We start from the raw sequence: 17,510 nt of genomic DNA, 5'->3' as shown, positions 1-17,510 counted from the left end.
AATGCTTGTGTATGATGTATAGTAAGAATTACGTATGCATTTTCTACTTAAACTGCATAGTGCAATTTATGCGACATTATTATAAATCACAATATAACATTACAAAAATTTTAACAATATTTTAACAATGTCCAAAAACAGGTCTCCTGAGGCCTAAACGCACCCCTATGCAAGTCTAAACACCTAACAGCCAAGCCCATAAGTTCACACCTGTTCAAGCTCCCCAAAAGCGCATCCCGGGAAAAATCAACGGCATGCAGCGTATCTGTCTGAGGCTACTCAATTATGATACCTTTCATCCCCGTGCGGCCATAAAACACAGGGAAGTACATCAACTCTGCCTTGGCCGGATTGACAGTGTAGGTGCCGTTGTAGCGCGGCAGCAGTTGGATGGAATAGGTATGCTTGCCCTTGGGCAAACGATCGGCAAAGATGGCTACTTTGTTCCGGAAGTATTCGCGGTGCACTTCGTAGGGACCTCTGCCTGTTTTCTCTTCGTACGAGCAGCCGGCAGGTACAGGCACTTCGATCAGCACGTAGTCCGCATCGGCTTTGGCCTCCACCTCCACCACCAGCTCGACCGGTTTGCCTGCTTTCAAGGCGGCCCGGCTGGCTATACCCTTAAAAGAAGTCGACACTACAAAGTCTTTCTGCACCGGCTCCGGTCTTGCATTCCAGTGCGTCTGGTAAGCGGTCAGGTATAGCGGCAGCTTACCGGTTTTGCTGATGACCAAAGGCTGGCCCGGCAGAAAGGTGGTGTCTACCGGAAACTTAGCTGCTTCCAGACGCAGAGGTCCGGTGAACTGCAGTGTATTCTGCAGCTGCGGCTGACTTCCTTCATTCTTACTCAGCAGGTCAGGCAGCAGTGTCTCCAGAATGCGGGCCGACTCGTAGGTGTTGCGCCAGCGGCCGTTGCGGCGTTCGCTTAGCAAAAAGGCGCGTATACTAGCCAGTTCCTGTTCGTGGCCACCGGCCGCTTTCAGGATGTCATAGGCCAGCAGGGTATTGGAAATGTGGCTGTTGAAGAGGTTATACCTGTTCTCGCCCCAGTGCAGTCCTCCAAGTGTTGTTGCCTGCTTATACTTCTGAAGCGTGTCGAGCGGGGCTTCCAGCTTGAGCAACTGGCGCATGCGGGTGAGGCGCAGCTGCTCTTCCAGCGATAGTCTGTCCCGATTCGAAAGTTCCTCCACGTAGCGGGTATAGTCCACTTTGGCCTGCAACTTGTGCAGGGCTTCGAGCATCATCAGTTTGTCAGTGAAGCGGGCCTGCTCCAGCCTGTATACCATAAAATCCAGCAGCTTCTGCTCGTCATACTTCGGAGCGTAGCCTTCCGCTTTGGCCAGAGACAGGGCCTCTACCACATGGCTCGTAATCCAGGTATAGGCCGGACCGGACTGCCACCAGGTCCAGGCGCCTTCCGGCAGCTGGGTCTTTTCAAGATGCCGAACAAGGCGGCGCACCATGCGTTCATGTGTAAACTTCTCCCCCAGTTGTTCCCGAATGCGCTTTTCCAGCAGCAGTCCCTTTAGCTTGGAGGCTGCCTGCTCGCTGCACCAGTATTCGTATTTATGCAGGTAGTCGATCTCTTCCAGCATCACCTCCAGCAGATTGCCTTTGGCGTGCAGTTTCACAGGACCTTTGGCCGGGTCGAAATTCAGGGTCACAGTCGTATCGGAATGTAGCGCCAGGAAATGTCCGGTCGTCTCTTCGGTGCCTTTCGGGTATACCCGGATGTGGCGGCGCTCCCCATCGGCCATCCCATCAGCTGAGCGCAGGGCAAAGAGCACCTCCACGGAGTCAGGTGCAACAGACGGGGCAGTAAAGGTGAGCGTGTCGGTGTGGGCACGCTTGAGCAGGATGTGGTTTTCGCGCACCTGCTTCCCTGCCACTTCGAAGCGGGTGCTGATGTGGCTGGAGTCGGGCAGGTAGTTGAGCGCCTTGCCGATGACCTGCGTCTTGTCGCCCTCCACCAGAAAGCGCGGCATTCCCAGCGTGGCCATCATCGCCTTGAAGGATTTGATGCTGGTGCTGTAGATACCGGTGCGTTTCTTACCATCCATACCCAGCACATAGGTGTTCCAGCTGGTAATATCGCCGGGGAAGGTAACCGGGAAACTCGCCTGCCCCTTGCGGTCGGTTAGCAGGCGCGGCTGCCAGAAAGCAAAGTCGGAGAAGTTTTCACGGATAGCACCGGCCTCATCCACCGGTAACTCTGCGGTGAGGTTGGCCGGGCCGCCTTTGCCGCCGATGATGATCACGCCGCCAGCCGCTGCGGAACCATAGAGTGCCATGCCAGCCTCAGCGCTCAGCCTGGTCATGGAAGCGATCAAAGCCGGATCCAGGTCAGATAGCTCGCCGCTGTAGGGTACTCCGTTCACTATAATAAGGGGCGAACTGGCGCTTTGGATCGTGGTGTTGCCTCGGATGCGTATACCCTGTGCACGCCCTTCTACTACTGTTGCAGTAGCAGCTGCATATGTCATTTCACGCTTCTGCTGTACGCCATAACCAACAACGACCACTTCCGAAAGTTGCTGCATATCAGCGCTAAGAGAAGCGTCTACTATCCTCCTGCCCTCTGTGGCTACTTCTGAAGTTGTATACCCGATAAAGCGGAACACCAGCACAGCGTTGGAAGGCACACCCAGCTGATAAAAGCCGTTTGCATCGGTGGCAGTACCGATACGCGTGCCCTTCACCAGCACAGCCACACCCGGCAGCGGCGTGCCTGATCCCGCATCAACTACTATACCTGAAACGGTGGTGCTGTACTCGTTCAGACCGGAGGTGTAACTGTCGTTGCGCATCTGACGGATCACCTGCTGTTGCACCTCTATACTTACCCCCCGCTGGGCTTCTCTAATCCGTCTTTTGATCAGCTGCTGCAGCGCCCGGCTATACCTGTCGGCCTGCTGCTGCGCATTGGGTTTCAGGTATAGCTGTACCTGTCCGTTTGCCTGCACCTGTAGGTCGGTGGCCACATAGCTGCTGTCCGGAAACAGCAGCGCCAGCCGGTATTTGCCGATCGGTATACCTGTCATCAGGATATTATTGCCGCTGTAAAGTCGGGCGGAGTCAGGCTGACCGGCCTTGTGCAGCACGGTTACGGAGGGCATTTGTGCAAAGGCGCTGTCGAGTCGCCAGCCTACATGGCCTTTGGCCAGATAGTCGTCGTAGCGGGGATTATTGCCAAAAGCCTTCTGCAGCCAGAATTGGTGCTGTAGTTCCTCCCACTCCTCTTGCAGTTGTTGCTCAGTTGAGGCTTTATCGTACAGCGGCACTGGATTGCGCTCTTTCTTGTTCCAGTTGCCGAGGTGAACATGCTCTGGCAGGAGCTTGCGCTCACGCATTTTGAGCAGCTCCCGCTCAAAGGTATAGGAATAGCCGGCCTCCAGCTCAAACGAGGTGTTGAAGCGGTTATACCTTGTGAACTGCAGATAGCCCGGCGAGAAAGGTCCCGCCAGCAGGGATTTTGTAGCCGAGTAATAGTGGTTGTTCCGGGCAGAGTTATCCTGAATGCGCAGCACACGACGGTCCTGCTTCAGGTAAGCCAGATCGCCGCCGAAATTCTGCTCCACCTGCAACAGATAGCCGTGCAGGTTGTTGCGCTCCCGGGTAGAGAGGTAGCTTTTCCTTTCAGCTGCTTTCGCATAGGGCACAGTACCTGGCGTGAGGTCAGCACTCAGCACCAGTTTGTGGTATGGCCGCAGGTATACGCTGTCGAGCGTAACCAGCTTGTCTGCCGTGCGCATCACGATGGTATGGTAGCCACTGTCGGCCGCGAAGGAGTAAGCCGGCACCACATCCGTTCCGGAAAAGTAAACCGGCACCCGGTCAAGGTATACCACATGCACCGGCACCACCCGGCCGGAGTCTACCACGAAGGGCGAGAACTGGGTGAGGCTGTCGCGGGAGAGACTGTACTCCATGAAAATGCCCTGCTTCGGGTATAGGAAGTTGTAGTAGGCAATGCTGTCGAGCCCCATGCGGCGACTCCATACATTCCAGTCCATCAGCTGTGTAGCTGCCTTGGCCTCATTGTTCAGTCGCAGCTTTTGGTACGATTTTCGGCCTTTATACCTGTCCCATGACGGCAGTGTGGGCACACCCTGCGCCGTGAACTTTGAGGTAATGGCATAGGCCGTGAGGTCGGCATTGGACACTAGCTTGCCTTTGGCATCGCGCACGGTCACGGTCAGGTCGCTCTGCTGCCCCGGATACACTACCTGCGGCGCTTCCACCTCCAGGTTCAGGGTATACTTACGGTGCGGGGCCACTTTTTCATCTGACCGGATCTCGCCGCCCCACATGTAGCGCAGTGTCACGAAATAAGGATCATCGCCGCGTAGAGAACGGGTATAGCGGAAGTCACGCTCCCGCCCTTTGCCCTGCTCCACCAGTTTATCACCCCGGTACACGAAGTACCAGTAAGGCAGCTTCCGCGGATTGTCCAGCACAAAGTAAAGTGAGTCGTTGCTGCGGTCGGTATAAGCCTGCACTTGCGCATTCTCGGGATTCAGGGCGAGCGTTTCCTCCTGTTCGGGGGTCTGCAAAATGTAACGCCGTACATAGGGGTTCACAGGCAAGCTGTGAGGCAGCTGCACCTGCTGCTCCAGCACTTTGTTTCCTTTGGAGTCAACAGCGATCAGCTTCGCTTCATGCAGCACGGGCTTGTCGCCCTCGAAGTACCGGGCCAGCACACTGTCCTGCAAGAACGACAGCTTCAGCTGCCCCGGGGTATAGGTATAGCTGGCCTCTGCGGATTGGAAACTGCGTTCGTTACTGCTGTTCAGAAAGTCAGCCCTCACCTGGTAGCGCAGGGAAGCTTTAGGGAAAGCCGTGGCAGGTATGGAAATGCTCGTTTCTCCGGCGGCCTCCAGCGGCTGGCTGTGCTTCCATAGTGTGTCGGGCACAAACACCTGCTGCTCCCGCGACCCGAATACCTGCCGGGTAAGCACCACTACCTCTACCCGGGCGTCAAGCAGGTTGAGTCCGTTGGCGTCCGTCCCGCGTATGTGCAGCTGGTTCTCCACACCGGCCTGGTGCGCTTCGTGCGCCAGACGCAGGGTATACTTGTTTTCCTTCAGTTCATAATCCTCGTAATTGAAGGAGTGGCGCACCAGTTCATCCTCCCGCTTATTGGTCCGTTCCAGCGACAAGGTATAGCTGGCATCCAGGCGCAGGTTCAGGCTGTCGTGCAGCACAAACCAACCTTCGTAGGCTCCCCTACGGTAAGGCTCGAGCTCCCCTAGTTTCCTGCGCCTGATATTATAACCATTTAGCACCAGCTGCGCCTTGTACTGCACCGGCCTGCCGTTTTGGTTTACCACATAGGCCTTATACCTCACCGTGTCGCCAGGCTGGTATAGCGGTTTGTTCGTAACGAGGTAGCCTTTGTACTTGTCAGGTTTATCGCGACGGTACTCCTCGTCAAAAACAGAAGCTATACTGCGGATCCACCCTTGCGGCTCCCCCCATCTAATGGTTCTGTACACATCCCGAAACGGGCGCCACGTGTAGTAAATGGGCCACGTGTTGATCAACCGCTGCCACCACTTTGGTTCGTAATGGTATTGATGCTGCTGCGGTGCAAGTTCTTCGTAAAAAGTAAGACCCGAGTGGCTAACGCTGACGATTCCCTTCTTAGGCCCTTTCTTCAGGCGGTAGGTATTTGTTTTGCTGTCGAATGGCACACGCTGCTTGCCAGCCATCACCTTTGCATCGGTCACCAATTGCCCCAGACTGTCATGCACCAGCAGAGCGAGTTCCGGCTGCAGGTGCAGCAGCTTCGCCTGCAGTTTGCTCTTCGTCTCCAGCCAGTATACCAGTTCAGGACCCTGGGCGTGCATGTAGAGGTAGTGCCCCTGCGGCAGCGGCTTTGTGTAAGTCTTACCAATGGCAAAGGAATCGACCACTGTGTGGAAAAAGTTGCTTTTTACCACATCCGGCCCCTTCTCATAGATCTTCAGGGCTTGCTCGTCGGTGATGCGGTAGATGTAGGTATAGGGACTGCGGAGTTGGGACTTAGCCAAACGCCCCTGCGGGAAGGCTTGTATTGAGAGCAGGGAAATAAGCAATAGCAGCGGTAGTTGTTTTAGCATAGCGGCAGCATCAATTCCTTATCAATATACTAAAAATAATATATTGACACCCCTACTCGTCAAACCGGAGCTTCAGGACGGCACAAGCAGGTTGCATGGCATTTCGTAATCGTCTTAAACAATCTACCTGAGCCTTTATTTAATTTTAGCTACAAAGGCTAATCAAAACAACTTATTGATTTTATACAATTAATATATAATCACTTTACAAGTAATCCTGTATTTCCTCAGCAACAAAAACCACCTTTCTAAATCATTGACTAAATTTATCTCAAACTAAATAACTATATACCAATTACCCCGTACTTTAAAAATACAATACTCACCCAACAATATAATTTTAGTTTTATAGCACTTAATAAAGGATACACCCGCTACTAAAGCACCCTCCTTTATATGTTAAATCTTTTTCAGGAACGTCGACATGGAAATAACCAACCACACCTCGCACCAGAATCGCCATATCTTTTTTGTAAAAGGCCTTGTGAAGCAACAAGCGCTTGATAAAGTTCGCCAGGCAATCGCCGAAGCACCGACGGACAGCACCAAAGAACTTTGGATTGACTGTTCGCACGTTGACCGCCTGCACCTGACCAACAGCAGCATCTGTGCTTTTGTGAGCGAGCTGCTCAAGATCCGGAAACAGGATGTAAAAGTTGTGCTTTGTGACATGAATGCCACCACTGAGCGCCTGTTCCGGCTGCTCCGCCTCGATTCGCTGTTCGACAAGGCCAGTTCTGAAGACAGGAAAGCGCTACAAGGCAGCTCCCAGTTAATCGCCGCATAACCTATTACTTACAGCAACAAAAAAGCCCCCGACCTCTCGGGGGCTTTTTTGTTGCCATTGGTTAAACCTGAGCCTGGTCGCGTTATATCAACATCTGGCACATCAAAATAAAATAAACTAAATACAATTACTCTTCAAGAAACAAATATCATCCCGTAAGTATAATTCCTTAATTCCCATGTAAAATCACTGATTTTACACATCCACGGCTCACCTCCCCAAATATAACACGTTTAACAAAGTACAATTAAACATTATTATACAGCAGCTTATTAGCTCTGAAAAGTTCAACTCAGAAGGAGGAAAAAATGGATATCTGTATTCAATCATACATAGGGACCACCGTCATCATTGCGCAAGGCTTGCCGAAGAGCAGCACATTCGTGGAGATAGATGAAAAGCTTAGCCGCATTCCCCAAAACCACGTGAAGCAGGTTTGGCTGGATGGCACACACTTACAGCGCATCAGCCTAACCCAGGCATGCTTCTGCTCTGTCATCAACAAGCTCCTGAAACTACACCGGGACGGGGTGAAAGTCGTGCTGTTTGGCCTAAACAAGAGCGCACAGCAAATGCTCAGGACCTTGCAACTGGACAGGTTTTTCCAGCAGGCAGCGACACTGGAAGAAGCCTACCTGCTTATAAAGCAGCAGCATGCTGTGGAGGAGGAGGCCTGATAAACAACCGCAATTATTCATAAAGCTATTAGAACAGAAAAGATATGAGGAAAACTATCCAATTGCTCTTCTGGTTTGTGGCACTGTTTGCAGCATCCTGCGCAAGAGACAGCACAGACAAGGGCGCAAGTCCGGAGGTAGAGATACCGGCGAGTGCGATCTCCAAACTCGAGAACACGCAGGATCTGGACGTACTGCTCAACGACATTGGGGATGCCCGCTATGTGTTACTGGGTGAGGCATCACATGGCACATCAGAGTACTATACCTGGCGGGCAGCCATCACCAGGCGCCTGATCCAGGAGAAAGGCTTCACTTTGGTGGCTGTAGAGGGAGACTGGCCGGATGCCTACCAGCTGAACAACTATATCAAAGGCAACAGCCCGGCAGGAAGCGCACGGGAGGTTCTGCTTGAAAACTTTGAGCGCTGGCCTACCTGGATGTGGGCAAACGAGGAGGTAGCTGAGTTGGCTGACTGGATGCGAATCCACAATCAGTCACAGGCAGCTGACAGAAAAGCAGGTTTTTTTGGAGTGGATGTTTATAGCTTGTGGGAGTCACTGGAGGAAGTGCAGCAGTACATGGACCAGGCAGACCCTGCCGGGGCCCAGGCTGCCCGCACGGCACTCCAGTGCTTCGCCTCCTACGATCGGGACGAGTGGGCCTATGCGCAGGCACAGTCATCAAACGCCGCCGCCTCCTGTGCCGACGAATTGCAGAACCTGCTTCAGCGGGTGCAGCAGCATGCTCAGGCTAGCCCCCCAAAGGATGAAGCGGCTTTCAACGCACTCCAGAATGCGCTGGCTGCCCTGAACGCAGAGCGTTACTATACCACGGCAATCACAGACAATGCAGCTTCCTGGAACATACGGGACCGTCACATGGTGCAGGTGATTAACAACCTGGTGCAGCAGTATGGCCCCGATGCCCGGATCATCGTGTGGGAGCACAACACCCACATCGGGGACGCCCGCTATACCACCATGGCAAACTCGGGCATGGTAAACGTAGGACAGCTGGTAAGAGAGCAGCATGCCGCACAGGGAGTATACCTGGTAGGCTTTGGCTCCTACGAAGGCAGTGTAATAGCTGCCGACAGTTGGGGTGCCAGATTGCGCGAAATGCGTGTGCCCAAGGCGAAGCGGGACAGCTGGGAACATATCCTGCACCTGCACCAGCCTCCTGACAAGATCATTCTGCTCCGTCAGTTGCGACAGACGCCGCAATTGCAGCAGCCCCGTGGACATCGTGCCATTGGCGTCACCTATGACCCGGGAGCAGAGGCCGGCAACTATGTTCCAACCCTGTTAGCTGAAAGGTATGACGCCTTCCTGTTCATCGACAAAACCACAGCCTTACGCCCCCTTGCAAAATAGACATTCTTCTCATAGCTGTATTGGCGGGGCAGTGCAAAATTGCCCCGCCAATTGCTTTGAATGTGTGTTGCTCAATGAGCGTTAAAATCAGCCACTTTCACAAGCAGCTTACCTGTGTTCTCCCCTCGGAACAAGCCGAAGAAAGCCTGTGGCAGTTGATCAAAGCCTTGTACAATATGCTCTTCGTACTGTAACTTACCGGCTTTAAGCCAACTCACCATTTCTGTGGCCGCTTCCGGGAAGCGTGCGGCGTAGTCACCTACAATAAAGCCTTTCATCAGAGCGCTCTTCTTCAGCAGGATTGGCTCCACCCGCGGCCCCGTCGGAACCGAGACGGCATTGTACAGCGCGATCTGCCCGCAAACCGCAATGCGTGCAAATTTGTTTAGCAGACCATACACGGCATCCGATATCTCTCCTCCCACATTGTCGAAGTAAATATCCACGCCGTCGGGGCAGGTGCTTGCCAAAGCCTCCCGCATATTGTCCGTGGTTTTGTAATTGATGGCCTCGTCAAAACCAAGCTCGTTCTTCAGGTACGCTGTTTTGTCATCGGAGCCGGCTATACCCACCACGCGGCAGCCTTTAAGCCTGGCGATCTGCCCGACTACAGTGCCCACCGCTCCTGCCGCACCCGACACGACCACCGTCTCCCCTTCTTTCGGCTCACCGATGTAGAGCAGGCCACAATAGGCTGTCAGGCCGGGCATACCCAGTATACCTAAGTGGTAGCTCAGCGGCGCCAGATCCGGGTCCAGTTGGTTAAGGCCTTTGCCGTTGGAGATGCTGTAGGTTTGCCAGGGCAGGTTGCCCAACACCACCGTCCCGGCCTTATACCTGTCGTTCCGGCTTTCCACGACCTCCGCCACGACGCCTCCGGTAATGGGTTCGTTCAGGTTATAGGGAGCCACATAGGATTTGGCATCGCTCATACGACCGCGCATGTAGGGGTCCACTGATGCGTACAGCGCCTTCAGCAGCAGCTGCCCTTCCTGCAGCTCCGGAAGCTCTTCCTCTTTAAACTCAAAGTTCTCCTCCGTGGGCATACCCTTCGGACGACTTTTCAATAGAATGCTCTTTGTTTTCATGCCTTACAGTTTGTTATACCTATTAGTGTATGCAAAACCGGCCGATGGGGTTATGGTTATATTTCATGGTCAGGCCCTGAAACAAAAAAAGGATGATACCAGCTCTAATGCCGATATCATCCTTTGCAGCAGTCTTGTATTGCCGCTTATTTTTCGATCGTCTTGAATACCATGTGCGTCAGAAAATCCTCCAGCTCGGTACCGCCGCCTTCGTGTATGTTCGTGAGCGAAGGCAGGTGCAGCGCAAAGAACTTCTGGTAATGCGCACTCTCCGCTACCGTAGAAACCAGAGAGGCCGGGTACTTATACTCCGGGTTGATCTCGTGCACAATGTCGGCTATACGCTTGCACAGGCGCTTGTAGCTCAAAAAGAAACCTTCCTTGTTGTTGGCATCCACCTCCTTGGTGAGGTAGGCTTTGGCTGACTCGGCTACCACTATGCGCTGCAGGGTTACTTCATCAATATGCTCAAACTCCATGTCGTTTTCGATGCGTCCCGACAAAATGCTGATCGCAATGCGAAGGCGGTCTTCAGGTGAGTTGATGTTGTTGATAGCAAACACCAACCTGTACTCCAGCCAGTTCCAGTACCACGATATCAGGTATGAGAGCAGCATGTGCTTGCTCTCAAAGTACCTGTAGATCGTCGCTTCTGTACTGCTGATGCGCTCAGCCAGTTTCTTAAAAGTGAAGGCCTCCAAACCCAGCTCATCGATCAGAAAGATGCCGTGCTTGATAATATCACGGCCTTTCTCTGATACTTCGGGGTCTTTGAGGTATACTTTCTCTTCTACCTTGATCTTAATATTTGCCAGCAAGTTCCTCATGCAGGGTTTCAGTCATGTTTTCTACGTCGTCGTAAAAGGTCACTACGCCGGTTTCTACGTCGTACATACCACCTACGATGCCAATCTCGCCTTTTTCTATCATTTCACGAAGAATCGGGCTGTTTTTCTTGATCTCGCCTACCGTCCAGACTACGTTGGTCTCGGCTACTTTTTCTACAAACTCAGCATTTTGGGAGTTTCGCTCGCCATCATATTCCACGGCGTTCACGGCAGGTTCTATCTTGTGCAGCAGAGTGCTCAGGTTGCCCATCTCTACGTGGTCACAGGCTCCCTTGATAGCGCCGCACTTGCTGTGGCCCAGCACCACGATCAGCTTTGAGCCAGCTACTTTGCAGGCAAACTCCATACTGCCCAGTATGTCCTCGTTCACGATGTTACCAGCAATACGGGCGCTGAAGATATCTCCCAGGCCCTGGTCGAAGATCAGCTCAGCCGATGTGCGGGAGTCGATGCAGCTCAACACGATGGCAAACGGAAACTGACCTTCTGAGGTCTCGTTCACCTGCTGCAGCAGGTTACGGTTTACTTTCAGGTTGCTTACAAAACGCTCGTTGCCTTCTTTCAGGATCTCTTTTGCGCGCTGTGGGGTTAGTTCCGCCTGTGTCTCTTTGTTTTGTGTTCTCATGGGTGTAATCTTCTTATGGTTAGTTTGATTTAATGCTTTGCTTTAAAACTTCATACCCTCGTACTCCAGCTTTTCGTCTTCAGCCGTTTGTCTTATATTGAGCTTGATATTGTTGCTGCGGGCTGTCTCTTTGTAGTTCTCGATCAGTTCGATCACATCGGGATCCACTACAGCCGAGCGTGACATGTCTATCTCCAGTTCAGCGCCTTCCGGCACCCTGCGAAGTTCCTCCAGGATATTGCCCTTGTTCAGGAAAGTCACTTCCTCTGCCAGCACAATGCGGTACTTATCTCTGCCTGCCGGTGATTTTTCCTTCACCACGGTGTGTGATACATGATAGCTGTTTTTGAGGATAAAGAAGATACCCACTACCATACCAATGCCTATACCTGTGAGCAGATCAGTGAATACGATGGCCAGCACGGTTACTACAAATGGTAGAAACTGGCTCAAACCACCACGGTACATGGCTTTAAACAAGGCCGGCTTGGCCAGCTTATACCCTACCACAAACAGAATAGCGGCCAGTGAGGCGAGCGGTATCAGGTTAAGCAGACCAGGTATAGCAATCACGCTGGCCAGGATCAGTATGCCATGGATAAGGGCCGAAAGCTTGGTACGGCCACCAGACTGAATATTTGCCGAGCTGCGCACGATCACCTGCGTAACCGGCAGACCACCGATCAGGCCCGATACGATGTTGCCGACACCCTGCGCCTTCAACTCGCGGTTAGCCGGGCTGATACGCTTCTGCGGATCCAGTTTATCGGTCGCCTCCAGGCAGAGCAGGGTTTCAAGGCTGGCTACGACCGCGAGCGTACCTGCCAGCAATAGCACTTCGTAAGTCAGGATGCGGCTAAAGTCAGGCGTAGTAAATTGCTGAAAAAATCCTCCTACACTGGCTGCCACCGGCAGTTCTACCAGGTGGTTAGCGCGTAAAGCCATCTCCGGGAAAGCGTTCAGGAACACCAGGTTCAGGACGATACCCAGTACCACCACCACAAGCGGCCCCTGTATAATCTGGAAAATTTTACCTTTCTTTGACAATACCGTATCCCAGAATATCAGGATAGCCAGGGAAAGCATACTGATGATAACCGCTGCAGGTGATATGTAACGTAAAGAGTTAAAAATTAATGAGAAGGTTGTTTCGCCGGACGGCTCTAAGAAGTGCAGGCTACCTTCGTAGCTCTCATCATACCCAAAGGCATGTGGAATCTGCTTGAGGATGATGATCACACCAATACCCGAGAGCATCCCTTTGATGACCGAGGAAGGGAAATAATACCCGATGCTTCCCGCTTTCAGGAATCCGAGCACCAGCTGCATGACACCAGCCAGCACTACGGCAGACAAAAACACCTCAAAACTGCCCAGGCCCTCGATGGCATGCAACACAATCACGGCCAGGCCTGCCGCCGGACCACTCACCCCCAGCTGCGAACCGCTGATAAGTGTTACGACTATACCTCCTACAAAGCCGGCAATAATACCGGAAAATAGTGGGGCGCCGGACGCCATGGCAATTCCAAGGCAAAGCGGTACTGCGACCAAAAAAACCACAATACCCGCCGGCAGATCATTCTTTAACTCTTTAAAGGTAACCATAGCGCTTCTTCTTCAATGGATAGGTTTAAAACTCGTTACAATAGTATTACTTTAACGCCACAAAGTAAAGCACTGTTTAGTTCAGTTCCCAACTTTTTTTGGCTGACTTCTATTTAATCATCAGTGATCTTCGTCATTTTTTTTGCTGCCAGACAGATGTAACTCGCAGCCTGAACAGTTAAGACGGGTAGATGTTCGCTTAGGGCTTGTCTTTTGAATGTCGTAAATTTGCCTCCATAAAGCGCCGAAGGTCATGCGAACCGCCTTCAATTTTAATTTCAATTTCGCTTACAAATATGCAACAGTGGACTAAACTGAATAAAGAGACAATCCGGACCATCGTGTTCAATGCCTTAGAAGAGAACGTGAATTTTTATGACGAGAACATACTGGGTATACCGGGTTCCCATCTCGACAATAAGGTATTTTACCAGGACGCGCCTTTTCTGAAAGATGCCCCCTTCCTGACAGCGCTGATCCACAACCCAAACCATATCGGCTGCCATACCCTGGGAGCTTCCGAGTCTTTTTTCAGGGGCACGCACCAGATCGAGCGTGAGTTGATTAGTCTGTGCGCTGAGCAGATCCTGAAAGCCGAGCCTGGCAGTTGCGACGGCTATGTGGCGGCCGGCGGCACGGAGGCCAACCTGCAGGCCATCTGGATCTACCGCAACTACTTCCGTAACCGTGATGGCGTGCACAACGATAGCATCTGCATCCTGTGCTCCCGTGACAGTCACTATTCCATGAGCAAGGCCGCCAACGTATTCGACCTTGACATCGCTACGGTGCAGGTCGATGATGACACGCGTGCCATCAACGAGGAACACCTGCAGGAGGTAATCACTGCTCAGAAAGCAAGGGGGAAAAGTCACTTTATTGTGGTGGCCAACATGATGACAACTATGTTTGGATCAGTGGATAACGCGGAAGTATATACAGCTGCACTTGAAGCTAAAAACTGCCAGTTTATGATCCATGTTGACGCAGCTTTCGGAGGCTTCATCTACCCTTTCACGAACCCAAACAATACACTCAACTTCCAGAATAAATACATCACCTCCGTGACCCTGGATGCGCACAAGATGGTGCAGGCACCCTACGGCACGGGCATCTTCCTGATCCGGAAAGGCTTTATGCAGCACGCCAATACCAAGGAGGCCAGCTACGTGGAGGGCGAGGATTTTACGCTGATCGGCAGTCGCTCCGGCGCCAACGCCATCGCCGTCTGGATGATCCTGATGACCTACGGGCGCTACGGCTGGGAGGAAAAGACCATCATCCTGCTCAACCGAGCCGCCTGGCTGGCTGCTGAGCTCGACAAGGCAGGTATAGCCTATTACCGCAACCCATACTCCAACATCATCACCATCCGGAGCGAGCACCTCAACAAAGGCATTGCCGGCAAGTATGGCCTCGTGCCAGACAACCACCACGCCCCTAACTGGTACAAAGTAGTGGTCATGGATCACGTGACCATCGACCGCCTGATCCCGTTGCTGGAAGACCTGAAGGCTTACCAGCAAGAGGCTTGCCTGGCAGAGTAAACTCTTACACCTGGCAACTACCCCATAAATCAGAAAAGGCTCCCGCTGAAGGAGCCTTTTCTGATTCAGATCGCTTTGCTATACCTATAGCGCCTCCATAAGCTGCCGCTGGGTAGCTGCGCCTGTGCCTTTATAGTTCTGCAGGAACAACGCCAGTTTGTCCATGGTCTGGCTCAGCTCCTGCAGCTCGGGCAGGTATACGATGCGGAAGTGGTCCGGCTGCTGCCAGTTAAAGCCAGTTCCCTGCACCAGCAGCACATGCTGCTCCTGCAGGAAGTCCAGCACGAAAGCCTGGTCATCGGCAATGGCATACTTCTTCACATCGATCTTCGGAAACAGGTAAAAGGCGCCTTTTGGCTTCACGCAGGTGATGCCAGGTATAGCGGTCAGCTTTTCGTAGCAGATATCCCGCTGCTGCCGCAGCCTGCCGGTTGGCAACACCAGGTCCTGCATGTGCTGGTAGCCCTCCAGAGCCGCCTGTATCGCAAACTGCGCCGGCACGTTGCTGCACACCCGCAGGCTGGCCATGGTGTTCAACCCGTCGATGTAGCTCCTGGCTTTGGCTTTGTTGCCGCTCACCAGCATCCAGCCCGCCCTGAAACCAGCCGCCAGGTAGTTTTTGGAAAGTCCGCTGAAGGTCACCGTCAGCACCTCGTCCGAAAAAGTAGCCGTAGAGCGGTACTCCACCTCATCGTACAGTATTCTGTCATAGATCTCGTCTGAGAACAGCACCAGGTTGTGCGCAGCCGCCAGCTCTACCAGCTCCTGCAGCAGCTCCGGGGCGTACACCGCGCCAGTCGGGTTGTTGGGATTGATGATCACGATGCCCTTGGTGCGGCTGTTGATCTTACTTTTAATATCGTTCAGGTCAGGGTTCCAGTCTGAGGCTTCGTCGCAGAGGTAGTGCACAGCCTTGCCGCCCGAAAAGCGCACGGCAGCTGTCCAGAGTGGGTAATCCGGTGAAGGCACCAGTACCTCGTCTCCTTCGTTGAGCAGGCCCTGCACCGCATGCAGGATCAGTTCGCTCACCCCATTACCGATGGAAATGTCATCGGTGTGGATACCGGCTATACCTTTGGCCGTATAGTAGTTTCTGATCGCTTCGCGGGCCTGCAGGATGCCTTTGTGATCGGAGTAGCCCTGCGCATGGCGCAGATTGTCTAAGATGCTTCGGGTTACCGCCTCGGGGGCGTCAAAGCCAAAGGGAGCCGGATTGCCGATGTTCAGCTTCGTGATACGATGCCCTTCCAACTCCAATTCTTTCGCCTTCTCGTAAATGGGCCCGCACAGTTCGTAATGAACAGCATCAAGCCGCGTGCTGCGTTGTATCATGTAGGTATAAGTTTCTCCAAAATTAAAGCTTTGCCGCACAATTTCCGCTAGTACATATACCTAAAAATAATGGCCCATTCCCCATAACAGGGCGCTCTGCTACCGCTCCCGCCAGCACACCAGGGCATACCCCATGTGTTGAAAAGCAGCAAACATCACCTTCAGTTATACTTTAATAACACACAACATTACATCTGATTTACAAATCGATACAACACAGGATACAAAGTAAAAAAGCCCCCGCTATAAAAGCGGGGGCTTTGCTGTGAGAGAGCCATATTGTTATAACTGATCGGTCTGCGTCTTGAGCGCCCTGGCATGTTCCAGGTGCATGCGCAGTGCAGGAAGTGTCCTTTGAGCAAAAGCCCTCAGGTCTGCGTCCTCCAGGTCTTCAGAAGCCTGCTCGTACAACTCTATAGCCTCCTCGTGTGCGATCACCTGCTCATTGGCGAACTCTTTATCAAACTCGGTTCCCTGCAAGGCCGCGAGCCGGTTTGCGGTGTTCCGCTTGTCTTCCGGCATGGTGGTAGGCACCTGCAGATTTTTCTGCTGTGCCAACGTCATCAGCTCCTGACTCGTCATGGTGTGGTCCTCTACTAGCTCCTGTCCAAACTCCTGCACCTCTTCCATCGTTGATTTCTGAATAGCCATGTTACCAGTTTCAATTTCAAACATATCACTGGCCGCAGCACGTTGCACAAACTCTGCTGAGGTCATGCGGTCCAGACCAATATCATTATCATCGTCATCATCACAACTCACTAAAAACGCAAGTGGAACAAATAGTAGCAATAGCCTCCATCTCAAATCTTTCATTTGTTTCATAGTTAAATACTTAAGTTAAACGGACTTATAATACACTTGGAGAACAACCCACAGTTCTTCCCCCTGTCTTTTAACGCACCTATTACGCCATAAGCTAACAGATTACTACTGAAACACTTCCGTATAAATACATAATATACACATCGGAATACTTCTGTATGGAAGCCTATTAATACAGTGTTATTCAAGCAAAAAAGCCTCTGCGGGCATATGGGATCGTATTAGCCCTCTGGGTGCATAGCCAATATCTCAAATTTCCCCTCCGGCAGCAGGCGCACCAGGTATAGTCTGTCAAAGCCTTCGTCCAGCGTAGGCCTGACCAGTCGCTTGTGCGTGCCATAGATGCCGCGATCCGGTATCAACTGCCGGCCACTGCGCTGGCTGTTGCGCTCCACCGCCGCCTTTACGACCGTTTCGAAGTAGTAGCCTATCACTTCATACCTGGCCGCTCTGGCTAGCTCAATGTATTTCTTTCGCTCCTCTATGCTGGGATTGGTGTTATCGACCACAAAGCGCATCTGAGTTTTAAGGCAGCTTTTCAGGAAGAGGTTTTCGCGGTGCCGGGTGCGCAGCAGGTCCATACTGATGCGCACGTGGGTATTAAAGAAGTGCTCCTTGTAGAAAGTAGACTTCCCGCTGGCCTGTATCCCGCAAAAAATGATCGCCTCCATGCCTTTTCATTGGTTTTTATCCTAT

The 17,510-nt window shown here is 52.5% G+C and carries 12 protein-coding genes; 4 read left to right on the top strand and 8 right to left on the bottom strand.

Going from position 1 to position 17,510, the window contains the following annotated elements; all coding sequences use genetic code 11:
• Positions 1-275: 275 nt before the first annotated feature.
• Entirely contained in the window at positions 276-6,101 is a 5,826-nt protein-coding gene (locus AC5FXQ_RS13210; protein ID WP_493602897.1) for a carboxypeptidase-like regulatory domain-containing protein, read from the bottom strand.
• 424 nt (positions 6,102-6,525) lie between these two features.
• Here AC5FXQ_RS13210 and AC5FXQ_RS13205 point away from each other — a divergent pair, with 424 nt between their 5' ends.
• From AC5FXQ_RS13205 to AC5FXQ_RS13195, 3 genes are all read left to right on the top strand, one after another.
• Positions 6,526-6,888, top strand: coding sequence for an STAS domain-containing protein (locus tag AC5FXQ_RS13205; protein WP_493602896.1), 363 nt, complete (start codon positions 6,526-6,528; stop codon positions 6,886-6,888).
• A gap of 308 nt (positions 6,889-7,196) precedes the next feature.
• Positions 7,197-7,565 carry a hypothetical protein gene (locus AC5FXQ_RS13200; protein ID WP_493602895.1) on the top strand — a complete coding sequence of 123 codons (369 nt, stop codon included), beginning with the start codon at positions 7,197-7,199 and terminating at the stop codon, positions 7,563-7,565.
• A gap of 44 nt (positions 7,566-7,609) precedes the next feature.
• Entirely contained in the window at positions 7,610-8,941 is a 1,332-nt protein-coding gene (locus AC5FXQ_RS13195) for an erythromycin esterase family protein (protein ID WP_493602894.1), read from the top strand.
• A gap of 71 nt (positions 8,942-9,012) precedes the next feature.
• On the opposite strand, the gene curA is transcribed toward AC5FXQ_RS13195, so the two are convergent.
• From curA to AC5FXQ_RS13175, 4 genes are all read right to left on the bottom strand, one after another.
• Positions 9,013-10,029: an NADPH-dependent curcumin/dihydrocurcumin reductase gene (gene curA / locus AC5FXQ_RS13190; RefSeq protein ID WP_493602893.1), complete on the bottom strand. Its 1,017-nt coding sequence runs from the start codon at positions 10,027-10,029 to the stop codon at positions 9,013-9,015.
• Between the two features lie 146 nt (positions 10,030-10,175).
• The gene (locus tag AC5FXQ_RS13185) at positions 10,176-10,856 is read right to left on the bottom strand and encodes a TetR/AcrR family transcriptional regulator (RefSeq protein WP_493602892.1); all 681 of its coding nucleotides are present in this window, start codon (positions 10,854-10,856) and stop codon (positions 10,176-10,178) included.
• On the bottom strand, positions 10,831-11,502 hold the full coding sequence (locus tag AC5FXQ_RS13180; protein ID WP_493602891.1) for a carbonic anhydrase family protein: 672 nt from the start codon (positions 11,500-11,502) through the stop codon (positions 10,831-10,833). The genes AC5FXQ_RS13185 and AC5FXQ_RS13180 overlap by 26 nt, the downstream gene beginning before the upstream one ends.
• 42 nt (positions 11,503-11,544) lie before the next feature.
• Positions 11,545-13,110 carry a SulP family inorganic anion transporter gene (locus tag AC5FXQ_RS13175; protein ID WP_493602890.1) on the bottom strand — a complete coding sequence of 522 codons (1,566 nt, stop codon included), beginning with the start codon at positions 13,108-13,110 and terminating at the stop codon, positions 11,545-11,547.
• A gap of 296 nt (positions 13,111-13,406) precedes the next feature.
• Here AC5FXQ_RS13175 and AC5FXQ_RS13170 point away from each other — a divergent pair, with 296 nt between their 5' ends.
• Positions 13,407-14,657 carry a pyridoxal phosphate-dependent decarboxylase family protein gene (locus AC5FXQ_RS13170; protein WP_493602889.1) on the top strand — a complete coding sequence of 417 codons (1,251 nt, stop codon included), beginning with the start codon at positions 13,407-13,409 and terminating at the stop codon, positions 14,655-14,657.
• A gap of 84 nt (positions 14,658-14,741) precedes the next feature.
• Here AC5FXQ_RS13170 and AC5FXQ_RS13165 read toward each other — a convergent pair whose 3' ends face one another.
• The 3 genes from AC5FXQ_RS13165 to AC5FXQ_RS13155 all read right to left on the bottom strand — a co-directional run bounded on the left by AC5FXQ_RS13165 (position 14,742) and on the right by AC5FXQ_RS13155 (position 17,485).
• Positions 14,742-15,989, bottom strand: coding sequence for a pyridoxal phosphate-dependent aminotransferase (locus AC5FXQ_RS13165; protein WP_493602888.1), 1,248 nt, complete (start codon positions 15,987-15,989; stop codon positions 14,742-14,744).
• Positions 15,990-16,271: 282 nt separating this feature from the next.
• Positions 16,272-16,814, bottom strand: coding sequence for a DUF4142 domain-containing protein (locus tag AC5FXQ_RS13160; protein WP_493602887.1), 543 nt, complete (start codon positions 16,812-16,814; stop codon positions 16,272-16,274).
• 221 nt (positions 16,815-17,035) lie between these two features.
• A complete protein-coding gene (locus tag AC5FXQ_RS13155) occupies positions 17,036-17,485 on the bottom strand; it encodes an AAA family ATPase (protein ID WP_493602886.1) in 450 nt (149 codons plus the stop codon).
• Between the last annotated feature and the right edge of the window lie 25 nt (positions 17,486-17,510).

The organism is Pontibacter sp. LHS1, from assembly GCF_058932855.1.
Note: the sequence above shows the minus strand (reverse complement) of the source record. Positions and strands in the feature narration are given on the sequence as shown.